This window comes from Streptomyces sp. NPDC019531 (assembly GCF_044903305.1).
Lineage (GTDB): Bacteria > Actinomycetota > Actinomycetes > Streptomycetales > Streptomycetaceae > Streptomyces.
This window is the reverse complement of record NZ_JBJDQL010000058.1, coordinates 26191-47649: the sequence shown is the minus strand read 5'-3', so window position 1 is coordinate 47649 and position 21459 is coordinate 26191. Positions and strand designations below refer to the sequence as shown.

At 66.9% G+C, this 21459-nt stretch carries 18 protein-coding genes and 4 pseudogenes; 13 read left to right on the top strand and 9 right to left on the bottom strand.

Annotated elements, in window-relative coordinates:
• Positions 1-233 precede the first annotated feature (233 nt).
• Together ACI2L1_RS40185 and ACI2L1_RS40180 are read left to right on the top strand one after the other, a co-directional pair.
• Positions 234-551 carry a hypothetical protein gene (locus tag ACI2L1_RS40185; RefSeq protein ID WP_404744408.1) on the top strand — a complete coding sequence of 106 codons (318 nt, stop codon included), beginning with the start codon at positions 234-236 and terminating at the stop codon, positions 549-551.
• Between the two features lie 50 nt (positions 552-601).
• Complete coding sequence (locus ACI2L1_RS40180; RefSeq protein ID WP_404744407.1) at positions 602-733, top strand: hypothetical protein; 132 nt, start codon at positions 602-604, stop codon at positions 731-733.
• Between the two features lie 4 nt (positions 734-737).
• Here ACI2L1_RS40180 and ACI2L1_RS40175 read toward each other — a convergent pair whose 3' ends face one another.
• Positions 738-1763, bottom strand: a complete 1026-nt coding sequence (locus ACI2L1_RS40175; RefSeq protein WP_404744406.1) for a helix-turn-helix domain-containing protein — start codon at positions 1761-1763, stop codon at positions 738-740.
• Between the two features lie 448 nt (positions 1764-2211).
• On the opposite strand from ACI2L1_RS40175, the gene ACI2L1_RS40170 reads away from it, so the two are divergent.
• Positions 2212-2679 carry a hypothetical protein gene (locus tag ACI2L1_RS40170; protein WP_404744405.1) on the top strand — a complete coding sequence of 156 codons (468 nt, stop codon included), beginning with the start codon at positions 2212-2214 and terminating at the stop codon, positions 2677-2679.
• Positions 2680-2757: 78 nt separating this feature from the next.
• Here ACI2L1_RS40170 and ACI2L1_RS40165 read toward each other — a convergent pair.
• Positions 2758-2892 (bottom strand): annotated as a pseudogene (locus ACI2L1_RS40165) (IS5/IS1182 family transposase); the annotation flags it as partial.
• Positions 2893-3080: 188 nt separating this feature from the next.
• On the opposite strand from ACI2L1_RS40165, the gene ACI2L1_RS40160 reads away from it, so the two are divergent.
• Positions 3081-3497: a hypothetical protein gene (locus ACI2L1_RS40160; RefSeq protein WP_404744404.1), complete on the top strand. Its 417-nt coding sequence runs from the start codon at positions 3081-3083 to the stop codon at positions 3495-3497.
• 521 nt (positions 3498-4018) lie between these two features.
• Here ACI2L1_RS40160 and ACI2L1_RS40155 read toward each other — a convergent pair.
• On the bottom strand, positions 4019-4915 hold the full coding sequence (locus ACI2L1_RS40155) for a zeta toxin family protein (protein ID WP_404744403.1): 897 nt from the start codon (positions 4913-4915) through the stop codon (positions 4019-4021).
• A 133-nt stretch (positions 4916-5048) separates the two neighbouring features.
• On the opposite strand from ACI2L1_RS40155, the gene tap (ACI2L1_RS40150) reads away from it, so the two are divergent.
• Both tap (ACI2L1_RS40150) and tpg read left to right on the top strand, forming a co-directional pair.
• Complete coding sequence (gene tap, locus ACI2L1_RS40150; RefSeq protein ID WP_404744402.1) at positions 5049-7163, top strand: telomere-associated protein Tap; 2115 nt, start codon at positions 5049-5051, stop codon at positions 7161-7163.
• A 4-nt stretch (positions 7164-7167) separates the two neighbouring features.
• The gene (gene tpg, locus ACI2L1_RS40145; protein ID WP_404744401.1) at positions 7168-7725 is read left to right on the top strand and encodes a telomere-protecting terminal protein Tpg; all 558 of its coding nucleotides are present in this window, start codon (positions 7168-7170) and stop codon (positions 7723-7725) included.
• Positions 7726-8002: 277 nt separating this feature from the next.
• Here the strand turns inward: tpg and ACI2L1_RS40140 are convergent.
• The 3 genes and pseudogenes from ACI2L1_RS40140 to ACI2L1_RS40130 form a co-directional block, all read right to left on the bottom strand.
• Positions 8003-8986, bottom strand: a pseudogene (locus ACI2L1_RS40140) (sensor histidine kinase); the annotation flags it as partial.
• Between the two features lie 189 nt (positions 8987-9175).
• Positions 9176-10954, bottom strand: a pseudogene (locus ACI2L1_RS40135) (serine protease); the annotation flags it as partial.
• A gap of 5 nt (positions 10955-10959) precedes the next feature.
• Positions 10960-11280, bottom strand: coding sequence for a CU044_2847 family protein (locus tag ACI2L1_RS40130; RefSeq protein WP_404744400.1), 321 nt, complete (start codon positions 11278-11280; stop codon positions 10960-10962).
• Between the two features lie 187 nt (positions 11281-11467).
• Between ACI2L1_RS40130 and ACI2L1_RS40125 the strand changes: the two genes are divergently transcribed.
• From ACI2L1_RS40125 to ACI2L1_RS40110, 4 genes are all read left to right on the top strand, one after another.
• Positions 11468-11893, top strand: a complete 426-nt coding sequence (locus ACI2L1_RS40125) for a hypothetical protein (RefSeq protein ID WP_404744399.1) — start codon at positions 11468-11470, stop codon at positions 11891-11893.
• A gap of 342 nt (positions 11894-12235) precedes the next feature.
• Positions 12236-12616 (top strand): hypothetical protein, encoded by a 381-nt coding sequence (locus ACI2L1_RS40120; protein ID WP_404744398.1) that lies wholly within the window; start codon positions 12236-12238, stop codon positions 12614-12616.
• Entirely contained in the window at positions 12561-13541 is a 981-nt protein-coding gene (locus ACI2L1_RS40115; RefSeq protein WP_404744397.1) for a caspase family protein, read from the top strand. The genes ACI2L1_RS40120 and ACI2L1_RS40115 overlap by 56 nt, the downstream gene beginning before the upstream one ends.
• Positions 13427-15319, top strand: coding sequence for an Hsp70 family protein (locus ACI2L1_RS40110; RefSeq protein WP_404744411.1), 1893 nt, complete (start codon positions 13427-13429; stop codon positions 15317-15319). The genes ACI2L1_RS40115 and ACI2L1_RS40110 overlap by 115 nt, the downstream gene beginning before the upstream one ends.
• Positions 15320-16043: 724 nt before the next feature.
• Here the strand turns inward: ACI2L1_RS40110 and ACI2L1_RS40105 are convergent.
• The 3 genes from ACI2L1_RS40105 to ACI2L1_RS40095 form a co-directional block, all read right to left on the bottom strand.
• Positions 16044-16589, bottom strand: a complete 546-nt coding sequence (locus ACI2L1_RS40105; protein ID WP_404744396.1) for a hypothetical protein — start codon at positions 16587-16589, stop codon at positions 16044-16046.
• A gap of 232 nt (positions 16590-16821) precedes the next feature.
• Positions 16822-18135 carry a helix-turn-helix domain-containing protein gene (locus ACI2L1_RS40100; protein WP_404744395.1) on the bottom strand — a complete coding sequence of 438 codons (1314 nt, stop codon included), beginning with the start codon at positions 18133-18135 and terminating at the stop codon, positions 16822-16824.
• A gap of 766 nt (positions 18136-18901) precedes the next feature.
• On the bottom strand, positions 18902-19030 hold the full coding sequence (locus ACI2L1_RS40095) for a DUF6207 family protein (RefSeq protein ID WP_404744394.1): 129 nt from the start codon (positions 19028-19030) through the stop codon (positions 18902-18904).
• Here ACI2L1_RS40095 and ACI2L1_RS40090 point away from each other — a divergent pair.
• The 3 genes and pseudogenes from ACI2L1_RS40090 to ACI2L1_RS40080 form a co-directional block, all read left to right on the top strand.
• Positions 19003-19140 (top strand): annotated as a pseudogene (locus ACI2L1_RS40090) (hypothetical protein); the annotation flags it as partial. The gene ACI2L1_RS40095 and the pseudogene ACI2L1_RS40090 overlap by 28 nt on opposite strands.
• A gap of 157 nt (positions 19141-19297) precedes the next feature.
• A complete protein-coding gene (tap, locus tag ACI2L1_RS40085; protein ID WP_404744393.1) occupies positions 19298-21223 on the top strand; it encodes a telomere-associated protein Tap in 1926 nt (641 codons plus the stop codon).
• Between the two features lie 4 nt (positions 21224-21227).
• Positions 21228-21452 carry a hypothetical protein gene (locus ACI2L1_RS40080; protein WP_404744392.1) on the top strand — a complete coding sequence of 75 codons (225 nt, stop codon included), beginning with the start codon at positions 21228-21230 and terminating at the stop codon, positions 21450-21452.
• Positions 21453-21459 lie beyond the last annotated feature (7 nt).

The window sequence follows — 21459 nt, the reverse complement described above, 5'->3', positions numbered from 1 at the left end:
CTCACCGGCGAGACCACGATCTCCTGGCGCGACCCGACACCACCGGATGAAACCCGCATCTCGGGATGAAACAACGGGAGAAAACGACCTCTGAGGAGTTCGACCAGGGCGTCGGCTGCCGACGTAGGTCCAGGCGGCGTCGGTGAGCCAGCCGAGATCCAGACGGTGGTCGCGGGCCAGTCGCAGGCCCTGGCGCAGGAGCTGGCCGAACCGCAGGGCTAGAGTCTGCCGTCATGACCGCAATCGCGTTCCCTTTTGCTGCCGCCCCAGACGGGTGGCGAGTGGCGATGAAATGCCCCGACGATAGCGTGATTCTGGTGATGCCAATCGTCGGCTGGGGCACCCCCGTCGACGGCATGCGGCGAACCGATCACCAACTGGCCGTCGAGCCCGTCATCCTCTTCGACAACGTCGACGAGCCGCTCATAACCACTCTTGCTGACACGCTCCACGACTGGACCGATGGCGAAACACTGCACCAGATCATCGCGCCAGGTTTCGAAGTCCGCGAAGTGCCAGACGGCTGGTCAGTGCGCGAATACGGGGACTGATCACGCCCAACCGCCCGACCCGGGACGGGGCGGGCGCTGGACTAGGAGCGGTGTCAGCGAAGTTGGCGACGGTGAGCTTCCCGACGGTCCTGGCGTCGGCGTACTTCCCGGTTCTCCTCGCGCAGCTCGGTGACGCCCGCCTGGATCACGGCAGCATCCTCGTCGTACGGAGGATCGTCTGATTCGTCACTGTGACGATTGGGTGCGGTCCGCTGTGGTTTGCGGAGGCGGGAGCAGTTCGATCAGGAAGTCCTGGTCGGTGGCGCCGGAGCAAGGCCCCTGAACGACTTCCGCTCCGGTCTCGGTGTCCTGGTCGCGCAGGCTCAGGCATTGGCCAGTGATGACCGGGAGGATGCGGAAGTGTGCTAGGTCGGGTGGGCCGAAGCGCGCGATGCGGAACTGTTGGGCCCGGTTGTCGTCGGCACAGCCGTCGCGGGGTTCAAGCAGGTTGCGCCCCGGCCCCTTGAGCATGAGGGTGAGGCAGCCGATGCCGTATTTCGGGTGGTGCCACTGGATCTGCACGGTGTTCTTGCTCAGCGGTTCGAGGAACACCTGCGGTAGGTCGGCCTTCGAGCAGGGATGTTGGGCGGCGATGGCAGTCTCGTAGCGGCCGGTACGGTCCCTGCCCTCGGTGACACACAACTTGGGCGTGCGAGCGGGGTGGATCCGTGCCCAGCTGCCCACGGCCAGCATGCGCAGCCCGGTCACCGGCATCGCGGGCAGGGCGGCTGGCGCCGGCGAGTCGTGGAACTGGCTGCTGACGCCGAGAGTGCCCACGATTCCGATGCCTATGGCGCCGACCATGCCAGCCGCCCCGCGCCACCGTGGTGCGCGCGCTGCACCAGACGCACCGGTGGATGAAGTGTCGGGACAGTCACCACTCTCGTCGCCGCTTGGTGCAGCCTCGTAAGCGGCGATTCGGCGGCGTACTTCAAGCCACTTGCGTACTTCTTCGTCATTGAGGCCGCATGCGCGGGTGAAGGCCTCGACGAAACGTGCTCGGGGGAGGGTAGTGCGGCCGAGCGTACTTGCGATTGTGCTGATTGGGAGTGCGTCAGCGTGGGTGATGGCCTTGCCCTCAAGCTGGCGGTAGGTCAGTCCGGACCAGGTCCGCAGCGTGCGGAGTGCCTCGGTGAACTCGGCAGGGGTCTTGGCCTGCGCTGGCTGTGGTGGTTCCTCCGGGTCGGCGTAGCCGTCTCCCTTCTGGCTCATTACTTCAGCATGTCCTCACAGATGAGGGCCGGTCAGCTTCCAAACCGGCCTTGTTCGAGTCGTTCGGAACACATCAATCATCGTTCCGGACAGTTTCGAACGAGATTCTTCCTTGTTGGTCCAGTGCCGTGCGGGCATTCTCAGAATCGGTTGCTGAGCTGTCCGCAAGCGAGGCGCCAGTGGCACGGGTGCGTCTGCTCCGGACGTGCCGCAATCGTCAGGACCGAAGCCGGCAGCAGCGCAGCGTGATCCTGGCTGGCTCTATGTGTGAGCCGCACGATGAAGCAAAAGCGGAAAATCTATGACGATTCGGAGCATGGCTCAGTGAGACCACCGGCTGCTGCGGCAGCCTCAAGGCCCGCGAGCAGAGCACAGCGCGGGAACCGCGTAGCTACTGCCTCAAGGCGTGAATTAGGCCGTCTATCAACGCCCACGGAAGGTCTAACCTATGAACGCAAAGCGTGCACTTCTGGCCGCAACTCTGGCGTGTGTGACGCCGCTCGCCATGGCCACTTCCGCCCACGCCGTTGACATCGAGTACGAGTACGGCAGGCTGACCGCAACAGAAGGATGCTTCGACTACGGCGTACAGGGCAACGACCTTCTGAACAGCGGAATGGGTTGCTTCGAGCGCTACGGCGACATCTTCCGCGTGTGGGCCCGCAACATGGTGGACGGCAGTCCCCGTCTTCACTGGATCAACGAGCAGAAGGACTCAAATGGAGTCTGGGTGAAGAAGCGCGAAGGCGTCGTCTATGGCGAGTGGTTCAGGAACTCCTGGGTGTACCTCAACAAGAACTTTTACGAGAACAGCACCTACCCGAACGACGCGGGCGGACAGGGAAGCCGCATAAAGTTCCAGTACTACGACTCGGCAGGTTGGACGAGCTACCACACGGTCCTCAACGACGCGTAGGATCCGGTTGTAGAGGGGCGGAACCGCACGACATTGAGCCCTTCTCGGTAACGTCTCGTGACGGTTCGTGATCTTCGTTCAGCTGGTGCGGCCGTGTTCCATCTGGAGCATCACGAGGGCAGCGCGGGTGATCCGGGTGATCGCCTTGGGGTCGAGGCTGACCCTGTGCAGAGCCTTGAAGGTCACCTTGAGCAGGGTGTTGGCGCGTTCGGCCACGCCTTGGACGCCGCGGATGACTCAGGTGCGGCGTGTCCGCGAGACGCAGGATCTCGATGTGCTGCTGCGCGAACGGCTCAGCTCCTCTGGCGCGGCGGGGCATTGACGTTGCCGGGATCTTCGAAACCGCAATCGACACTCACCACTGGATCGACACGTTCTGACCGACAAAGGGGGAAGCGACTATGCGCAACAAGCGGGTACGGGGGCTGCTGGTCTCGGCGGTCGTCCTGGCCGTGGCGTCCCTGACGGGCGTGAGCAACGCCGCCGCGCAGGGCACGGGCACTTTCACCGCACAAGGCGAGAAGTGCCGCACGGTGTACGCCAAGAACAACAAGGGTTACGCCAGTGTCTGCTGGACCTGGTACGCGGACTCGCAAGGGACCTACTACGGGAGTTACTCGGGCTCGTTCTACGACACCGCCCCCAAAGACGGGGAGTGGGTGGTCCTCCAGGCTTCCTGGAACGGATCGGGCGGCTGGGGGCCCGTCAAGTCTGCTGCGGACGGGGAGGACTTCTGGGACGACTACACCGGGATCAAGGGACTGACCTTCCGGGCGTGCACCAACTACGGGTCCTGCGGTTCCGCGGCGGCGCCGTGACCGCTGCCTAACACTGCAGAGTCATGAGCCTCGCAGGGTGGGTGCCAGATCGCTGGCACCCACCCTGCGAGGACGGACAGCACCTACGCAAGGCAAGCCGAATACCCCGCGATCCACTCCCGAGCGGTGCCGATGGCTACCTGCGGTCAACTGCATGCTCCAACGGCCAACTGAGCCGCTCAGTCACACTGGACCACATGGTCCGGGCTCGCTCGCGTATCCGCGGTGGTCGGATATTCCTGCACCCGATGCCGTGCTCAACGCCGTGGCCGCGTGCCGGTCATCCCGCGTCCGTGGCCGCGCCGGGAGAAGGCTGGCTCTCCTGCGCGGCAAGCGCCGCGTCGACGAAGGCCCGCCCACGATCTGATCTACACGACGATCCTCGACCTGTACGGGCGGGGCGAGATCACCGACCCCGCTCGCCGTGGCCGCCCGCCTCACCCAGCGGGGCAGCCTCGTCGGCGGATCCGCCTACATCACCGCCCTCGCCAACGGGCATTTTTCTGCACGGAGTTGGCAGATCAACGCCGACCCGGTGCAGAACGCGGCCTTGCTGCGGCCGCACCAAGATCGCCGCGATCCACATCGAGAACCTGGCATCCGACGCCGACGCAAACGCCGCAGAGCGCATCGCCAACGAGGCGCAGGCGGAGATCTTTGCCGCCACGACCCGGCGCCCCCTGCTCCCGCCGGCCAGCCCGCTCCGCCCGCACCACCCGCTCCGCAGCCGGGCAGCGCCTCCAAGTGCCCTCGGGGGTGAGCTCGTTGGTGTAGAGAACGGTGCCGTCGCGCCTCATGACGGTGACTCGGTCGGCGAGCTGCTCAGTCTCGATGACGGCCAGCGTGGCGAGCAGGCCCTTCGCGCAGGTGTCGTGGTTCTCCCATGACACGTACCGGCCGCCGCCGGCGGCGCCGGTGAGGAAGCGGTCCACGATCCCGAGCTGGCTCAGGGCCTCCGCGGTGGCCAGCGCCACCACCTCGATCCGGTGGCCGGCGGCCCGGTAGGCGGGGGAGAAGGCGCGGAAACCGTCGGGGTCTGCGAGCGCAGACTCCACTACAGCGTCAAAGCCCATCTCGCGGACGTGGGCTTCGACGGCAGCCTGCCAGCGCGCGGTGTCGGGACGGACCAGTGCTCCGGCCGTACGCACATCGACGGCCAGAGCACTCGCGTAGGGCCGGTGGAGGGACTTGTACAGATCCCGGCCGACCCGCACGGCACCGCCGCGGCGGTCCAGGACCGCCGCGATGAGGTCGGCAAGCGTGGTTTTCCCGGCACCGGGCTGTCCGGCGACGACGACCACGACCGGCCGCTGCTGGTGTACCGCCTGCCGTGTCGCCGCCGGGAGGATGAGCTGGTCCAGAGCCTTAAGACTCTCCTGCTCGGACAGGATGACCGACTCGTTGTCCGATCTCGCCAACGAGTCCTCCTGGTAAGCAAGTTGGTGTGCCCTGCAGGTCAAGATCATCCTACCAGATAGATCCGATCAGATTAAAGAAACGGGTTAATTTTGAGGGTAAGGATGTTAGTCTTCGGGGTGGAGGTAGACAGATATGGCATCCGAGGAAGAGCTGTTCGCGAACATCGACGCCCTGCTGCAGGAGGAGCCGCAGCTTCCGCCCCCGGCGGAGCGCGCCCGGCTTCGTGAGGCCGCCGGCATCACCCAGGCCCGCCTCGCACAGGCCCTGAAGTCGACGGTGCAGACAGTCAAGAACTACGAGAACGGCCGCACCGAGCCGAAGGAGCCGCGGCTGTCGGCGTACCAGCGGCTGCTGAACGGCTGGGCGGTGAAGTACCCGGCTCACGGAGTTCCCGCCGCCGCTCCGGCGCCCGCTGTCCAGCCGGAGCCGGTTCCGGAGACGTTCACCGGCCCTGCCGCGACCGAGGCACCCGAGGCGGAGACCGTCGCGCAGGTGGAGGCGCCCGCCGTCGCGGCCGCGCCGGAGGGTTCGGCCTCGCGTCCGGCGACGTCGTCGCGGCGCCCGGCAGGGAAGAAGGCGGCCAAGCCCGCCGTGGACCCGCGCTTCCCGCACGGTCCGCTCGCGGTGCTGGACGGTGACGGCTCCGCGTACGGCGTCGACGGCATCGTGCTCGACTGCCCCGCGACCACGGTGGTGGAGCTGGTGGAGTGGACGCTGCGCGAGTCCGGCCTCGGTGCGCCGAAACTCAGCCGTCACGGCAAGGACAGCGACCCGCTGATCGTGCTGACCGCCGCGGCCGCCGTGAAGCTCGGGCTGCCTGAGCACCTGGAGGACCGCCGGGGCCTGCGCCTGCCCGAGGACCACCCGGTCGTCAAGCAGGTAGTGAAGGCGAAGTGGCAGCTCACCCAGCGGGGCTTCGGTCCGTGGGCCCGGATCTACCGCAAGGCGCAGGGACGCGACCGGCAGTGCGTACAGCTCGCGATCCTGCCGTGGGACGCGCTCGACTCCCGGGCCTGGCCCGGCGTGAGCGAGATGGAGCCCGCCGACGTCGCCCGCGTCCTCGGTGTCTACGCCCAGCGGGTCATCACCCCGCGCGGGTCGACGGCCGTGTCCGGGCTGGAGCTGATGACCGCGTTGCGCCCGCCCACGAAGCCGGTGCGCGATGAGGAGACCGGCAACTGGGTCTCCGGCCCCAACCCCGGCAGCTTGGGCACGGAGCCGATGGACCCGGCGCCGCCGGAGGGCCAGCCCGAGCACCCCGCGATCTACCACTCCGGCTGGAAGGGCGGCTTCCTGCATGAGGAGGCGTACCAGTGGGTGCGGTCGGTGGACCTGCTGGGCGATGAGGACAACCTGCCGTACGCGGTGGGCCTGGACCTGAACACCGCCTTCCTCGCGGCCGCCGCGAGGCTCACGGTCGGCCTGTCGGAGCCGGTGCACTTCGTCGGCCCGCAGTTCAACCCGAAGATCCCCGGCTCCTGGCTGGTCGACCTGAGCCATGTGGAGCTGGACCCGCGCCTGCCCTCGCCGTTCACGCCGACGGGTGAGCGTCCGACGGGCCCGGCCTGGTACCAGACGCACACCGTCGCCTACGCCCAGGAGCTCGGCTACAACGTGGCCCCGGTCGAGGCGTACCTGCGCCGCGAGACCGGCGCGTACCTGGACCCGTGGCACGACCGCCTCAAGACCGCCTACGTCGACACCCTCGCCGACCTCGGTGTCACCAAGGACCTGGACGACGCGGAGTTCCTGGCGGCGATGGAGCGGCACAAGGACGTCGACCCGGCGATGGCCGCCGTCCTCGCGGCGATCAAGGCCACCGTCAAGGGCGGCATCGGGAAGCTGTTCGAGAACCCGCAGGGCAAGGGCTACAAGGACGGCGACCCGTGGCCGGCCATGCAGCGCCCGACCTGGCGCCCCGACATCCGCGCCGCCGTCATCTCCAAGGCCCGCGTCAACATGCACCGCAAGATGCTCAACATGGCCAAGCTGACGGGCCTGTACCCGCTGGCGGTGCTCTCCGACTGCGTCGTCTACCCCGCTCCCAGCCCGAGCCCGCTGGACTTCCTGCCCTACGCGGAGTCCGGCAAGCCCATCCCCGGCGCCTTCCGTCTCGGACCCACCCCGGGCCTGGCGAAGCTTGAGGGCGTCCAGGCGATGCTGTGGGCCGTCGACCTGATGGAGCAGGGTCTGAACCCGGCACGGCACATCAAGGGCGGCGACGCCGTCCTGGACGAAGGGGAGTAGAGACGTGGCGGGAGAGATCGAGGACGCGCTCGAGCGGGTCGACCGGGAGTCGTTCACCCGGCAGCCCCCCAAGACCCTCAAGGGCCAGATCGGCTACCTGATCCGGCAGATGGGCAGTGCGAAGGCCGTCGCGCAGGAGATCGGGGTCACCGCCGACTCCGTCAACCGCTACCGGCGCGGCGCCCGCAAGCACGCCCGCGCCGACGTCGCCGCGAAGATCGACGACGCGGTACGGGCCCGCTGGCAGCCGCAGGTGCGCAAGCGCCGCCAGCAGCAGGCCGCCGCCACCGGCGGGATCACGGTGGAGACCAGGGCCCGGTTCGGATACACCGCGCCCATCGGCACGACCGACGACGGACGCTTCCGGCGACTGACCGTGCACCTCCCCCCGGCCTACGCGCAGCGCCTCTTCGACGCCCGCGACACCGGGGCTAGCGACCAGCAGATGCGTGACATCGTCGCCGAAGGGCTACAGGAAATCTATTTCAAGGACGGTGGCAGCCGCGCTCAGGACCTTGAAGTCGCCTTCACCGACATCGACTATTTCGACGTCTCCTTCTAGCGATTACCCGTGGAAGAGGAATTCGAGGTCCGCAGTATCCGTGTCGAAGGCGCCAGCACCGGAACTACGGTGACATCCGCGTTCAACGGCAAATGACATTACGGCTCACCGACAGAGCCAGGGAGGCGTCCCCACGTCGTGCCCCGGGCGAACAAGCCGCAACGTGGGTTCAATTGCTGTCCTGACGGTCCGCTAGCAGTATGCCGTGGTTGGGGCGTTTGAACAGACCGGCAAGCTCGTTCTGAGCCTCTGCGAGCGGATCACTGCCCAGGACCGCCTCGCTCAAAGTGAGCGGCAGAAACAGTGTGAAGGTGGAGCCCTGCCCGAGGGTGCTCTCTGCGTGAATTTCACCACCGAGCAGGCGGGTGATCTCTCGCGAAATTGACAGCCCGAGCCCGGTACCACCGTATTTGCGGGCGTGTGCTGGGGCTGCCGTGACGAAGGGCTCGAAGATGACCCGCATTTTGCTGGCCTCGATTCCGATGCCGGTGTCCGTCACGGAGAAGGCGATCATGCCTGCCTTGGGATCACTCAGTGAGCCGGCCTCCAGCAACTCTTCCCGGATCCACCTGGGCACCTCTTCACCGGCAGGCCAGATGACCAGTTCTACAGTTCCGTACTCGGTGAACTTCACCGCGTTGGACAGCATGTTGCGCAGCACTTGCAGCAGCCGCTGCTCGTCGGTGTGCAGGGTGGCCGGAAGCTGCGGAGAGACTCTTACGGAGAGGTTCAGGGCTTTCTCGGCGGTTAGTGGCCGGAAGGTGGCTTCCACGTAGTCCGCGAGCTGCACGAGCGCGAACCTCGTCGGGGAGATGTCCATCCTGCCTACCTCGATCCTCGACAGGTCAAGGATGTCGTTGATCAGCTGGTGAATATCGGATCCTGCGCCATGGATCGTCTCGGCGAACTCGACTTGCTTGGGGGTGAGGTTGCCCTCCGAGTTATCGGCTAGCAGCTTGGACAGGATCAACAAGGAGTTGAGTGGTGTCCGCACTTCGGCGGACAAGTTCGCTATAAACTCGCTTTTGTGGCCCATGGATACAGCGAGTTGTTCGGCACGCTCTTCCAAAACCTGGCGGGCTAGTTCGATCTCATTGTTTCTGATCTCAATATCACGATTCTGTCGGGCCAGCAGCTCGGCCTTTTCTTCTAGCTCAAGGTTGGATGCCTGCAGCGATTTTTGCCGTTGCTCCAAATCGGCGGATCGCTGGCGCAGTTGTTCGGTCAATTCCTGAGACTGACTCAGCAACTGCTGTGTTTTCTGCTGCTCCAGGATAACGGCGCTGCTGCGTTCGATGAGATCTGATACCTGCTGAGGGACGTCAGGGCCCCGCTCTCCCAGCCAGCGCTGTGCCTCTGCCACGCGTGTAGCGGAAAGCAGATCACCGTCTCGGGCGCGCTCCTCCATGACCGTCAGCCACTGCTGGAAGTCCGCATCTTCTTCCACCCAGGTGGAGAGCCTGCCCCATTCCCGGATCAACGCCTCGTGGGCGATTTCCGCCGTCTCCGGTCCATCGGTGCCCAAGATGACCAGGCGGCGATCTGGTTCGGCGAGAAGCTGGGCGATGTACCAGTCATTTCCCAAGTGGGAGCGGTCGGCTGTGACTCGAACAGCGCTTGCAGCTCCACCGCGAGCCCGAATCATGGACAGAAGCGCGCGACGGATTCGCTGTTCGTCCACCTGATCCCGGAGCCAATAGTATGCCTTTTCCGCATGTTGGTTCAGGGCTCCGGAAACACCACCCAGGCCGTGGTAGCTGTCGAAGCTGATCTGACGGTCTCGTTGCAGGGGCCACAATTCCGTCAGAGTGAACTCAAGCAATGGCAGGCTTCCTGGTGCTCTGCTCGCCTCCCTTGCGATCGTTTCGGCCAGCCCAGGGCTGAAGGTTACCCGAGCAAGTTGCGCGGGTTCCACGATCACCCGGGTCAGCGCAACCTCGTCCAATGGGGAGACGTTCAATTGCCGGTCCTGCAATCGCGCACCGATATCGGGGAGTTCCAGTAGGTCGGGAAGGAAGTCTGCGCGCAACGTGCAGATGAGGCGGACGTCTTTTTCCTGTGTCGTGTCCGACGGAGGCAGCATGTGCTGGAGGAACTCCACGGGATTTCCTGCGCCCGAAAAACTACCAAATACCTCCTCGAACTGATCGCCGACAAGAGCTACGCGCTTCCCAGTCAGCACCGCGATCCGTGAAGCCACGTGCCAGAATCCGTCCTCCCGGAGAGCTTGTGCGCGGTGTTCCAACTGTTCGAGGGAATGACTCGCCCCCGGATGCTCAAGGTCAAGCAATGCCCGGGCCACTGATTCGTAGGGCGTTGCTCCAGGCCGGAAGGAAGCCACACTCCATCCATCGGCCGACAGCGCTGGTTGCAATCCGGCCGCTACAAGAGAGGACTTACCGACTCCTGACGGGCCTGTGACCATCACCATCGGCTGTGCCTTCACCATGTCCTGCAGCCGCTGAACCTCACGTTCCCGCCCCACGAATACGCCGGTCTGTGCATCTGCTGCGGTGAACGCCTGCAGTCCTCGATAAGGACAAGGAGGCAGCACAATGCGGCCCAAGGCGTCGGGCCAGACGGACGCCACCTCCGACAAAGGCACGGCGTATGCGTCGCGCGCGGCGCCCCCTTTGCTGGCGATCGACAACATGCCCACGACTGAGTCGCCCCACCGATCCCGCGCCACAACGGGTGCACCGCTGAAACCAGGCTGGGCTCGCAACGCTGCCTCGGAGCGGGCATCCAACTGGATCAGGCCGCCCCCAACCACCCCCCGGATGGTGCAGTCCGCCCAGGCCCCCTTGTCCTTTCGGTTAGGTGTGCCGGGATAGCCAAAAACCGACACCTGACCGTCCGGTGTGATTCCAGTCCGTGGATCGATCACACGCGCCGGTCCTGCCCCCACCGGGAGTGCGTCCCCGCCTACGACGACAAGGCCGGCAACATCGCGTCCGGGACCTCCGGGCCCTGCGGGAGGATCCCATGCAGCGATGCGGCAGACACGCAACGGCGCTCCGTCGCCATCGCCCAGCAGCACGAACTCCACTTGGATTCGTGCGTCGTTACCCGGGCGCTCACGGTGATCCTTGCCCAGGCCTAACGCCACGTTGATCACGTGGGCGCAGGTCACGATGTGTTTTTTCCCGACCACGAACCCCAGACCGATCGGAGAGTCTGAGACCCCTGCCCGGATCTTGACGATGAAGCCCTCCCGCTGCACATGCATCAGGCTCAGGCGTTCTTCCAGAGCACTCGGACGGCGAAGTTCACCTCGGTTGTGCCCTTGGCGATGATCACGCCGGTCTCGCCACCGATCTTGAGTCCGAAGGAAATTTCCATCTCGTCGGGCTTGAGCTCGCGGACGGTTTCCGCGACCTGTGATAGCGCGGGCCTCACTCGGTCGAGTGCCGCCCGAAGTGAGGTCTGGGCTCGAGCCACGGCGCCATTGTCTGCGGCGAGCTCCAAATCCGTTCCACCGAGGGCGCTTTCAACCTCGAAGGCGATGATGCCCTCACCATCGTCGGCGACCGTCATCGTGACGAGCTCTGACACAGTGCCCCCCGTACTCCGTGTGAGACCCCCTATGAGCCATCAGCAACATCCTGTGACATCTGGCCTGGCACCGCAGGTAAATCTCTCGGAGAACCCCGAAGAGTGAGTCACTCTGAGCGCCGAAGCGATCCTCGCCCTCGCCCGACTCCACAACCGTTCCGCTGGCCCATACGAGGAAGGGAGACCGATGGCTGAGGTCATGTCGCCGGTCGTGTCCGAACGCATCTGGGCCCTGCCCGTCTCCGGGGCCACCGTCAAATTCCTGCAGTACTTGCTCTACCGCTCAGACTTCGGCGGCCACCTCCCCGTCCGGCAGAAGGGCATGGCCACCGAGTACGGCGTCACTCCGCAGGCCATCAGCAACCTTATGGCCCCGCTGTGCGAGCTGAACATCGTCCTGCGCCCGAAGAACGAAGACGGCAACCGCGGCAAGGGCAACTCCTACCGTCTCCACCCCCTGGCCGCGAAGTACGCCAGCCACCAGGACATGGAGGCAGCCTTCCGGGCAGCCATCGCCAGCATCAAGGCCGGCGACATGCCTAACCTCAAGCTGCCCGCCTACCGCGCGGTCCCGCCCGCGGCAGACGGCCGGCCCAACCTGCAGGTCGCCTGACCCGAGCAGACAAAACAGGGGCCCCGCCGAAGCTTCGGCGGGGCCCCTGTGCCTGAGTAAGAGGTCGTACCTGCACTATACCCAGCAACCGCCACCTTCAGCGCGCCGAACGAATCCCGAGGGCTTGGTCCTGCCTCTGCTCCACAACTGATCAATGGGGGTACCGAGCGCTCGGAGGGCGGTCCGCCCTCAAACGCCATGCGGGAGCTGGGGATAACGCTCCCGCTGTAGCTCGGCGAGAGCATGCACACGTTGTGGTCTTCCGATATTTCCCAATATCACTTCCATAACCTCGCTACGCGCTACAGTTGCGCCCTGCTGGAACGAGCGGGGGGGGGCGTCGTGTCAGTCGCGGGGATGCCGGTCGAGTTGGTACTCGACGGGGAAGACGGGGACCCGGAGTACGTCGAGGAGCAACTGCAGTACCTGCTGGCCGAGTTGGACCAACTCGACGTAGAAAGCATAGAACGCGTCGTCGGCGCCCCGGCCCCCTCGGGTACCCGGAGCGGGGACGCTGTCCAGCTTGGCGCGGTGCTGATTGCCCTCGGCGGCAGCGGCGCACTGCTCCCTGTCGTCGTCGGGTTGGTGAAGGACTGGCTGACTCGGCGGTCGTCCTTCACGATCCGGCTGAAGATCGGCGACGACGAGATTGAGCTAACCGGGGCCAGTGACCAGATGGGGCAGCGCGCGCTGGACGAGTTCCTGCGGCGCCACGGGGAGTGACCGCACCGTGGCGAGCCGTGCCCTGATCATCGCCAACAGCCGCTACGACGACGACCACTTCGCCACGCTGCCGGCGGCCGCCGCGGACGCCGTGGAGCTGGGCAAGGTACTCGGCGACCCGGCCATCGGCGGCTTCACGGTCGAAACGCTGGCCGATGTCGAACAGCGCGCGGCCCTGCGCACACTCGAATCCTTCTTCGCCCGAGCCAAGTCCGACGATCTCCTTCTGCTGCACTTGTCCCTGCACGGCTGGAAGGATCTGCGCAACCGCCTGTACTTCGTGATGCGCGACACCGAGCGCGACTATCCCGGCTCGACGGCGATCTCCGCGGACACGATCGGCACATGGATGGGAGAGAGCCGCTCCCGGCGCATCGTCGTTCTGCTCGACTGCTGCTACAGCGGGGCCTTCACCCTGAACGCGCTGCGCCGGGACGCCGGGACGCCGGGACGCCCACGGTCGACATCGCCGAGCCCTTCGCCGGCAACGGCAGGGTCGTCCTCACGGCGTCCACGGCCCTGCAGTACGCGCACGAGGGCGAACAGGACGTCCGCTACAGCCGCGCACCGGCCCAGCCGTCCGTCTTCACCTCGGCGGTGGTGCGTGGCCTGCGAGACGGCTCGGCTGACCTTGACGGCGACGGGCTCGTGTCCGTCGAAGAACTCTACGACTACGTCCACGAACAGGTACGCCAGCGCATCGTCGGCCAGACCCCGACGCTCAGCGTGGACAGTGCCCAGGGCTCGATCTACCTGGCCCGCAGCCCCCTTCACACCGATGTCGACCGCCTCGCCGAGATGCGATCCGCCGTGCGCGACCCCCAGCCCTGGAAGCGCATCGGCTCCCTGCACCTGGTGGAACAGCTGCTCGGCAGTGTCCGCGAGCCGACCCGGGACGCGGCCCGGGCAGCGCTGCTCGGCCTAATCGCCGACGAGGACCGCGAAGTCGCCCGCAGGGCCCGCCAGTTGTGGCACGAACGCGGTCTGGGCGAGATCCCCACGGCACGCTCGCCCCGCCCCCCGCGCGCGGCACACCCCCGCCCCCCGGGAACCAGCGGCCTGGTGGTCGGCATCGACTTCGGTACGACAAACTCGGCGATCAGCGTCTTCGAGGGCGAGGACGTGCGCCTGATCCCCAACGCCGAGGGAAACCTCAGCACACCGAGCCTGGTGGCCATTGCCGCCGATGGGCGGATCCTGACGGGCACGGCAGCCAAACGGCAGGCGATCACCAACCCCCAGTACACCGTGCGGTCGGCGAAACTGAAGCTGGGCACCGGGTGGAGCATCACGCGCGGCGACGTGCGGCTGACGGCGGAGGACATCGCCCGGATCGTGCTGACCCGGCTGCGAGAGGACGCCGAGGCGTACGTCGGCGGGCCGCTGCACCACGCGGTCCTGACCGTTCCCGCCAACTTCGACCTGGCACAGCGGGCGGCCCTGGTCGAAGCCGGCCGCACGGCGGGGCTCAACGTCATACGGGTCATCAACGAGCCGACGGCCGCAGCCCTGACGTACGGCCTGAACCGGGAATCGGAGAATACCGTCCTGATCTTCGACCTGGGCGGAGGCACCCTGGACGTGTCACTCATTGAGGTCGGCCAAGGCGTCGTCGAGGTCAAGGCGACCGGAGGTGACAGCCGCCTCGGCGGGGACGACAGGGACGAACGGATCGTCCACCACCTCGTACGCCAGGCGCGGGAGAGACACGGGCTGAACCTGGCCAACGACGTCCCGGCTCTGCAACGGCTTAAGGAAGCCGCCGAAGCCGCCAAGGTGGAGCTGTCGTCGGCGAGCAGCACGGTCATCGCGCTGCCGTATCTCGCGACCACGCCCGGCTTCACACTGCACCTCGAAGAGACCCTGACACGCCAGGAGTTCGAGGCGATGACCCGGGACCTCCTCGACCGCTGTCGCAAACCGGTCGAACAGGCCCTCCGCGACGCCAAGATACCCATGTCCGACCTGGACCAGGTGATCCTTACCGGCGGCGCCACCCGGATGCCCATGATCGGTGAGCTGGTCAGCGGACTCACGGGCGGCAAGCAGCCGTACCGGGGGCTCATCCCAGAAGGAATCGTCACGGGGGCAGCGCTCCAGAGCGGCGTCCTCAACGGCAGCGTCCGGGACACGCTGCTCCTGGACGTTACCTCGTCCTCGCGCGGCTTCGAATTGCACGGCGGGACCATGTGGAAGATGACTGATCGGAACACCACTATCCCAAGCCTGAGCAGCACCTGCCTCGCGCCGATGTCGGACCGTCAGACCGCCATGACCCTGCACGTCCTGGAAGGCGAGTATGAAACGGCCGCCGACAACCGGACGCTGGCGGTGCTGGAGCTCACGGGCCTGGCCCGCCACCCCCTGTACACCCCGCTGGTCTTCGTGCTCTACGACATCGACGTCAACGGTGTTCTGCAGGTGACGGCCTGGGAACTGAAGGGCCGTACGAACGTACTACCAGCCCGGGCCAGGGCGCTGGAGCACTCCGCCGGGATACTGGCGCATGGGCCGGAGAAGGAGCGGGCCGAGCTGGAGGCCACGTACTTCACTGGCCGGAAGTGGAGTGCCACCGTGAACCGAGCCACGATGGCACGCGCCGCAGCGCTCGTCGCGTCCCCCCACTGGCCTGCCCTGCGCGCGCAGGTCCCGGCCTGCTGGCACTTCCCTCCGCCGCCCGACCCCCAGGTCCCGGCCTCCTGACCGGCCCCCTACTCCCGCGGTGCGTAGGTCGAGCGCGAGCACGTCCAGGAACCCGCGCGGTGTGCCCTGCTCGGCCGCCGACATCTGCAGTGGACTGACCTACCCCGCCCGAGACCTGGACGACGCAGTGGAAGACCACGGTGGACGACTTCGGTACCGGCTTCTCGTTCCTGGTGAATCTACGGTGGCTGCCGATGAGCGAGCTTGGGAAGTAGAGAGGGCAGGGCGCCGGCGGCGCCCACGTGGCCCGACCGGGCAGTTGGCGCAGGCCGGTGGGTGGCCGACGGCCGGGCCCCGTGTGCCCGGCCCCGCGCCACGCCTGCACCGTCTGGGGCAGAAGATCGAGTGCGATGTGTCGGCTTCGTGTCAGTGAGAGCGTGTCAGTCATGGCTGAGCGGGAGAACGGTGTTCCTGCTGGTCGTCGGCCCGTGGCTGGGGTTTGCCACTGACACGGCGGTGGTACTTCGCGGCCTCGCGGCTGTCATGGGTTGGTACATCCCCAGATGGCTTACTGCCACGAAGAGGGCACATCGCAGGCGGTGGAAAGGGCCTTTGCCGCCGTCGATGTGGTGACCGCGGCGGACGCGGCCGCAGACGCTGCACTCCTTCTCTCGTCCGCCCGCGCGCGTGCCGGGGTTGAACACCACGGTGACGGGCGGGTGCCCCTCACGGTCGGTGGATCTGGCTCGTCAGTCGCCGGGGCTGGTCAACGGGTTGCCCGAGGTCAGGTGGTGCGGCGGTCGATTTCGCTCTGGACAGCGCTGATGGCGGTGAGGGCTCCGGCGATTGCGGCGCCTTGCTGGCGTGAGAGGTCCAGCAGATCGTCCAGAGTGACCTTTCTGGTGGTGAGTTTCCGGCGGAAGTCGTCCGGCAGCGTGGTCTTCTTGTAGGTGTCGATGTGGGCGACCACGGCACCGAAGGGCAGAGCGGGGAAGCGCCGTTCGGCCTGCTTGATGCGGCTGAGAAGCTCGCAGAGCCTGACCAGGTCGGCCTTTTGCGCGGCGGTGCCGGCCAGCTTGTCGAGTACGACGACGGTCTCGTTGAGCAGGTCGTAGTCCGGCTGGAAGCGCTTGGCCTCTTTGGCGCGGTGGTTCTTGCGCAGCTGGTCGACGGAGAAGTATGTGGTGACGGCCAGGGTCGCCAGTCCGACGACGGCCGCCCACGTCCAGGTGCTGCTGAAGGGTTCCTGGGATGCGCCGCTGCCCAGCACCAGGCGGGTGCACAGGGGAGACGCGCTCTCCGTCAGCTGAGGAGCTGAGCACTGCATCATCGGTTTTTCCTTGTGAGTGAGGGAGGTAAGGCATCCGAAGACCGGCAGGGAGGGCATGGGGTTTGTTGAAGCCCCGACTACGCCGTTCGGCGGGTCAGGCCTTCAACGCGTCCTGGCCGACTGTCCCCAAGCAGGCAGCACGCAGCAGGCGGAGGTGTTGTGCTTGCCACGGTGCACGATCAGGTGAAGATGATGAGGCTGAAGGCCGTGCGTTGAGCCAGTCAGCTGTGCCTTACGGACCGCTGTTGCTGGTCCCCTGCTTGGGAAGCGGGGTGGTGCGGTCGGCGCGGACGGTACGGGGTATGGCCGTGCCCGCGCTCCGCTCCGCTGCCTTTCGCACAGTGCCGCGGGGGAGGTGTGACTTCTTAGCAGGGGGCGCTGACTCCAGGGGGCCGTGTACGAGGCCGGCGGCTTTGGCGAGGCGGCGTTGCCGATGCCCATTGCGCAGGGAGTCGTAGTCGTAGACGAGCAGGATGTCCAGGGAGAACGGTCGGCGGATATGACGCCGCAGCGATGCTTCCAGAGCCGGATGCCATGCGGTGGACTGTAGGGCAGCGCCCGTGGCTCGGTCGGCCACGAACACCGTCACCTCCAGGTGATTGCGCTGCAGGCGGGCCTGCAGCACCGAGGCAGCGCGCAGCGCGCGTACCCTGTGACGGCTGAGCAGTCGGGAGCGGTTCGTCAGCAGTTCCGCCCAGGCTTCGCGTACCTGGTCATTGAGCCTCGGGCAGTCCAGGCAGGTGGCCTGCCCGAGGAGGACATCGGACAGCCTGAGCCGGAACGTGGCAGCGCACTGCAGGCACTCCACCGTCCACGGGGTCTCGAAGCGGCGATAGCGTTCCCGGGCTTCGAAGCCGGCTCTGCGCAGCAGCCGTACGGCGGTCTCCTGCGTGACCTCGCCGCGGTCGTTCTCAGCGACTACCGCTTCGAGCTGTCTCATCTGTGCGCGCTCGGCAGCGTCCCGGCGGCCGAGGGCGACATCCCGCTGTAGCCGGAGAAAGGCTTCGAACCACGGCTCACGGCTTCGCGGCAGTACCTCGCAGGCGACAAGGAAGGCCTCCAGGCACTCGATGGTCGTCGGCGCCTGCCGCTGGCTGCAGATCCGGTATGCGGTACTGCGCGACAGCTCCTTGCCGCTGGCCCGCGCCCTGTTCTCCATCACCCGGTACGACGGCGCCCCGTTGGCCAGGCGCAGCTCTTCCAAGGCGCTGCAAAGACCTTCGAGGTCCTCGATGAGGTGCGGCTGCGGCGCAGGTTCCTGGCACTTGCGGATGCCACCTCGGCTTCCGCGGTGGGCGGCGAGCCACAGCTGAGTGATGTCATCGATGTTCAGGCCGCACGCCTGCGCGAAGGACAGTGCAACATCGTGTCTGGGGAGGACTGTGCCCGACGCTGCCCGCTGCAAGGTCCCCGGGCTGCAGAATCGCGTCTGCTCTGCAAGCTGCGCGTAGGAAAGACCCACTCGCCGACGCCCGCTGCGCAAGGCGGTGGCGAGTACGCCGAGCGGACTCGATGGATCGGGGATGGGATTCTCGGGTCGTCCCACTGCGTCAAACTCCACTTCCGCAACACGTAAAGCCTCCCTGCATGGTCACTTCCTGTCTCGCGTACGGCATGCGTCCGCCGGGTCATTCTGTGGTTCCAACCAAACGCCATTGCACGGCAGTTGGCGCTACCGCGAAGGCGCTCAGCATCCTGCCACCCAGATCGCGGCTCTCGCAGGAGTACGGCAGTAGATTCATCCGTCGTCCCAAAGCAGAAAGCGACGGCATTTGGATTGGGACATTATTGATTAATCCCTGACCAGCGGATCCTCCTGCGACAGGCCAAGAGTGCTTGCAAGTCTGTGCCGTTTGATTCGTTTCGACTCAGCGCCGCGTGGACGATTGCCGTCCGGCCGCCGACACTTCTAAGACCGCCGCACATGCTGCGATGGTCCCCTGTCTCCATGGTTCCAACCACGCTTTGAACAGGGATTATGAGCCTGATGCGTTGGCGCGCTATATGGCACACGGAAGGGTCGACTCGCCGCTGTGGGTCGACCCTTCCGTCTTTCTGATTACCCTAATGGTCCGATCGGAAATGAAATTCCCTGACCGCTGTCCGTGCGGTTTCGATCATGTCCTAGCGGTGACGATCGTCGGCCAGCTTGGCCAGCGGACAGCCGCAGCAACCAGGTGGCGCACGGATCGCGGTCGCGCGAACGCGACAGTGGCGATCGGGTGAAGGATTCAGGGCACTGTCGACCGCGACTCCGACCACGGCAGCTCAGCCCGCTTCGATACTTCGCCGGCCCGAGGGCTTGCCTGGCACTACGAGTGGAGCTCCTGGCGTACATCGAGGTAGCAGCGCAACCGGATGCCGGACTCGCCTGGCACCCGGGTCGTGCGGTCCGTGGTTGCGGTCGCCCACCGTGTGGCGAGCAGTTCCTGGACGGCCACCGGAGCTGCCGCAGCCAGCTGAGCGGGCGCGGCTCCGCGAGGCGGCCGGGGTCAGCCAGGCCCGCTTGGCAGAGGTGCTGAAGACCACGAAGCAATCGGTGAAGAACTGGGAGTCGGGGCGGTCCGAGCCCCGCGCCCCGCGCCGCCAGGCGTATCTGCGACTGCTGGAGGGCTGGGCCGCCCAGTACCCGGCTGAAGCGGTGCCGGAGACCTTCACCGGGCCTACGGGCGCTCCGGACGCGCCGCCTGCGTCTGCAGATCAGGCCAGTGCCCCTGCAGCCACGGCGCCCCCTGAAGCCAACTCGCGACCCTTGCGCCCTGCTTCCGCTCCGTTCCGCCCGGCCAACCCTGCCCGCCCGACGTCGACGTCGCGTCGCCGGCGAAGCCGAGGGCAGCCGCGCCGGCGGTCGATCCGCGCTTCCCGAACGGGCCGCTGGCGGTCCTGGACGCGACGGCACCGCGTACTGCCTGGGTGGCGTCCTGCTGGACTGCCCGGCATCGACCATCCCGCAGCTGGTGGACTGGGTACTGAAGGAGTCCGGGATCGGTGCCGCGCGCCTGAACCGGAACGGCAAGGACTCCGACCCGCTGATCGTGCTCACCGAGTCGGCCGCGGCCCGGTTCGGACTGCCCGCGCACCTGGAAGACCGCCGGGGCCTGCGCCTCGCGGAGGACCACCCGGTCGTCAAGCAAGTCGCCAAGGCCAAATGGAAGTTGACGCAGCGCGGCTTCGGCCCATGGCCGCGGATCTACCGTCCGGCGCAGAAGAGCCAGCGGCAGTGCGTACAGCTGGCAATCCTGCCCTGGGACGCACTCGACACCCGCGCGTGGGGCGACGCCGCCACCCTGCACCCCGCTGACCTCGCCCGCGTCCTCGGAGTGTTCGCCACGCGCGTGCTCACCCCGCGCGGCTCCACCGCGGTGACCGGACTGGAGCTGATGACCGCGCTCCGCCCACCGACCCGCCCGGTCAAGGACGAGGCGAGCGGTGAGTGGGTCTCCGACCCCAACCCGGGTGCGCTCACCAGCGCGATGGACCCCGCCCCGCCGGAGGCCCCGCCCGAGCACCCGGTGGCCCAGGGCTGGGACCGCGGCTTCCTCGACGAAGAGGCCTACCAGTGGGTGCGCGACCCGAACCTGCTCTCCGACGAGGAATGCCTGCTGCCGTGGGCCGTCGGCATCGACATCAACACCGCCTTCCTCGCGGCCGCCGCCCGCCTGACGGTCGGCCTGTCCGAGCCCGTGCACGTCACCGCGCCGGCCTTCGACAAGAAGATCCCCGGCGTGTGGCTGGTGGACCTCTCCCACATCGAGCTGGACCCGCGCCTGCCGAGCCCGTTCACGCCCAACGGGCAACGACCGCAGGGTCCGGCCTGGTACGCGACGCCGACCCTGGCGTACGCAGAAGAGCTCGGCCACGAGATCCGCCCGATCGAGGCGTTCGTACGCGAGGAGACGGGTGCCTACCTCGATCCGTGGCACGACCGGCTCAAGGACGCCTACCTCACCACCACGGCCGAGATGGGCATTCCCGTCGACAAGGACGCCGACCCGGCGGTGTTCCTGGAGGCGATGGCCCTGCACAAGACGTGCGCGGCAGCCAACGCGGACAACGTCGAAGGCCTGCGTGCGGCACTGCGTGAGCTGGCCGGCCCCCGCGGGGACGCGGCCCGCCTGGCGGCCGCCGACGACGCGGAGCTGGCCGCTGTGACGAGCCGGCACCGGCAGGGCGCCATGGTCCTGTCGGCCGTCAAGGCGACGGTCAAGGGGGGCATCGGCAAGCTCCGCGAGCGTCCCCAAGGCCGGCACTACAAGGACGGGGAGCGCTGGCCCGCCCTCGAACGCCCCACCTGGAACGCGCTCATCAGGGCCCTGGTCATCTCCAAGGCGCGGATCAACATGCACCGCAAGATGGCCAAGCTCGCCGCCCTGACCGGCCTGTACCCCCTGGCCGTGCTCTCCGACTGCGTCGTTTACGCCAGCAACGGCCCGTCCCCGCTGGACTTCCTGCCGCGCAACGGCGACGGCACCCCGGTGTACGGCACATTCCGGATCGGCGCGAACCCCGGCTTCTGCAAGCTGGAAGGCGTCCAGGAGATGGCCTGGGCGGTCGACCTGATCGAGCAGGGCTACAACCCCGCCCGCCACATCAAGGGCGGCGGTCACGACGCCGTCATGGACGAGGGCGAATAAGGCCGTGGCCGACCTCGACACCAGCACCTCGCGGCTCGAAGCAGAGGCCGAGCGGGAGCAGACGCTGGACCGGCTGGAGGCGCGCATGGAGGCTCTGCAACTCGCCATCCGCACGCGCCGCAGCTCCCGGCAGTTCGAGCTGTGGCGGCATGACCTGCGTGAGACGCGCGAGACCTGGTTCCGGCTCGTTGACCCCGATGGCCAGGACCCGACTCCCGAAGGGAGCTAAGCACCAC

Bases quoted from the DNA above. Each gene is read 5' to 3' on its own strand.
- ACI2L1_RS40185 (WP_404744408.1), top strand. From the start codon at position 234: ATGACCGCAATCGCGTTCCCTTTTGCTGCCGCCCCAGACGGGTGGCGA.
- ACI2L1_RS40175 (WP_404744406.1), bottom strand. From the start codon at position 1,763: ATGAGCCAGAAGGGAGACGGCTACGCCGACCCGGAGGAACCACCACAG.
- ACI2L1_RS40170 (WP_404744405.1), top strand. From the start codon at position 2,212: ATGAACGCAAAGCGTGCACTTCTGGCCGCAACTCTGGCGTGTGTGACG.
- ACI2L1_RS40160 (WP_404744404.1), top strand. From the start codon at position 3,081: ATGCGCAACAAGCGGGTACGGGGGCTGCTGGTCTCGGCGGTCGTCCTG.
- tap (WP_404744402.1), top strand. From the start codon at position 5,049: ATGGCATCCGAGGAAGAGCTGTTCGCGAACATCGACGCCCTGCTGCAG.
- ACI2L1_RS40125 (WP_404744399.1), top strand. From the start codon at position 11,468: ATGGCTGAGGTCATGTCGCCGGTCGTGTCCGAACGCATCTGGGCCCTG.
- ACI2L1_RS40105 (WP_404744396.1), bottom strand. From the start codon at position 16,589: ATGATGCAGTGCTCAGCTCCTCAGCTGACGGAGAGCGCGTCTCCCCTG.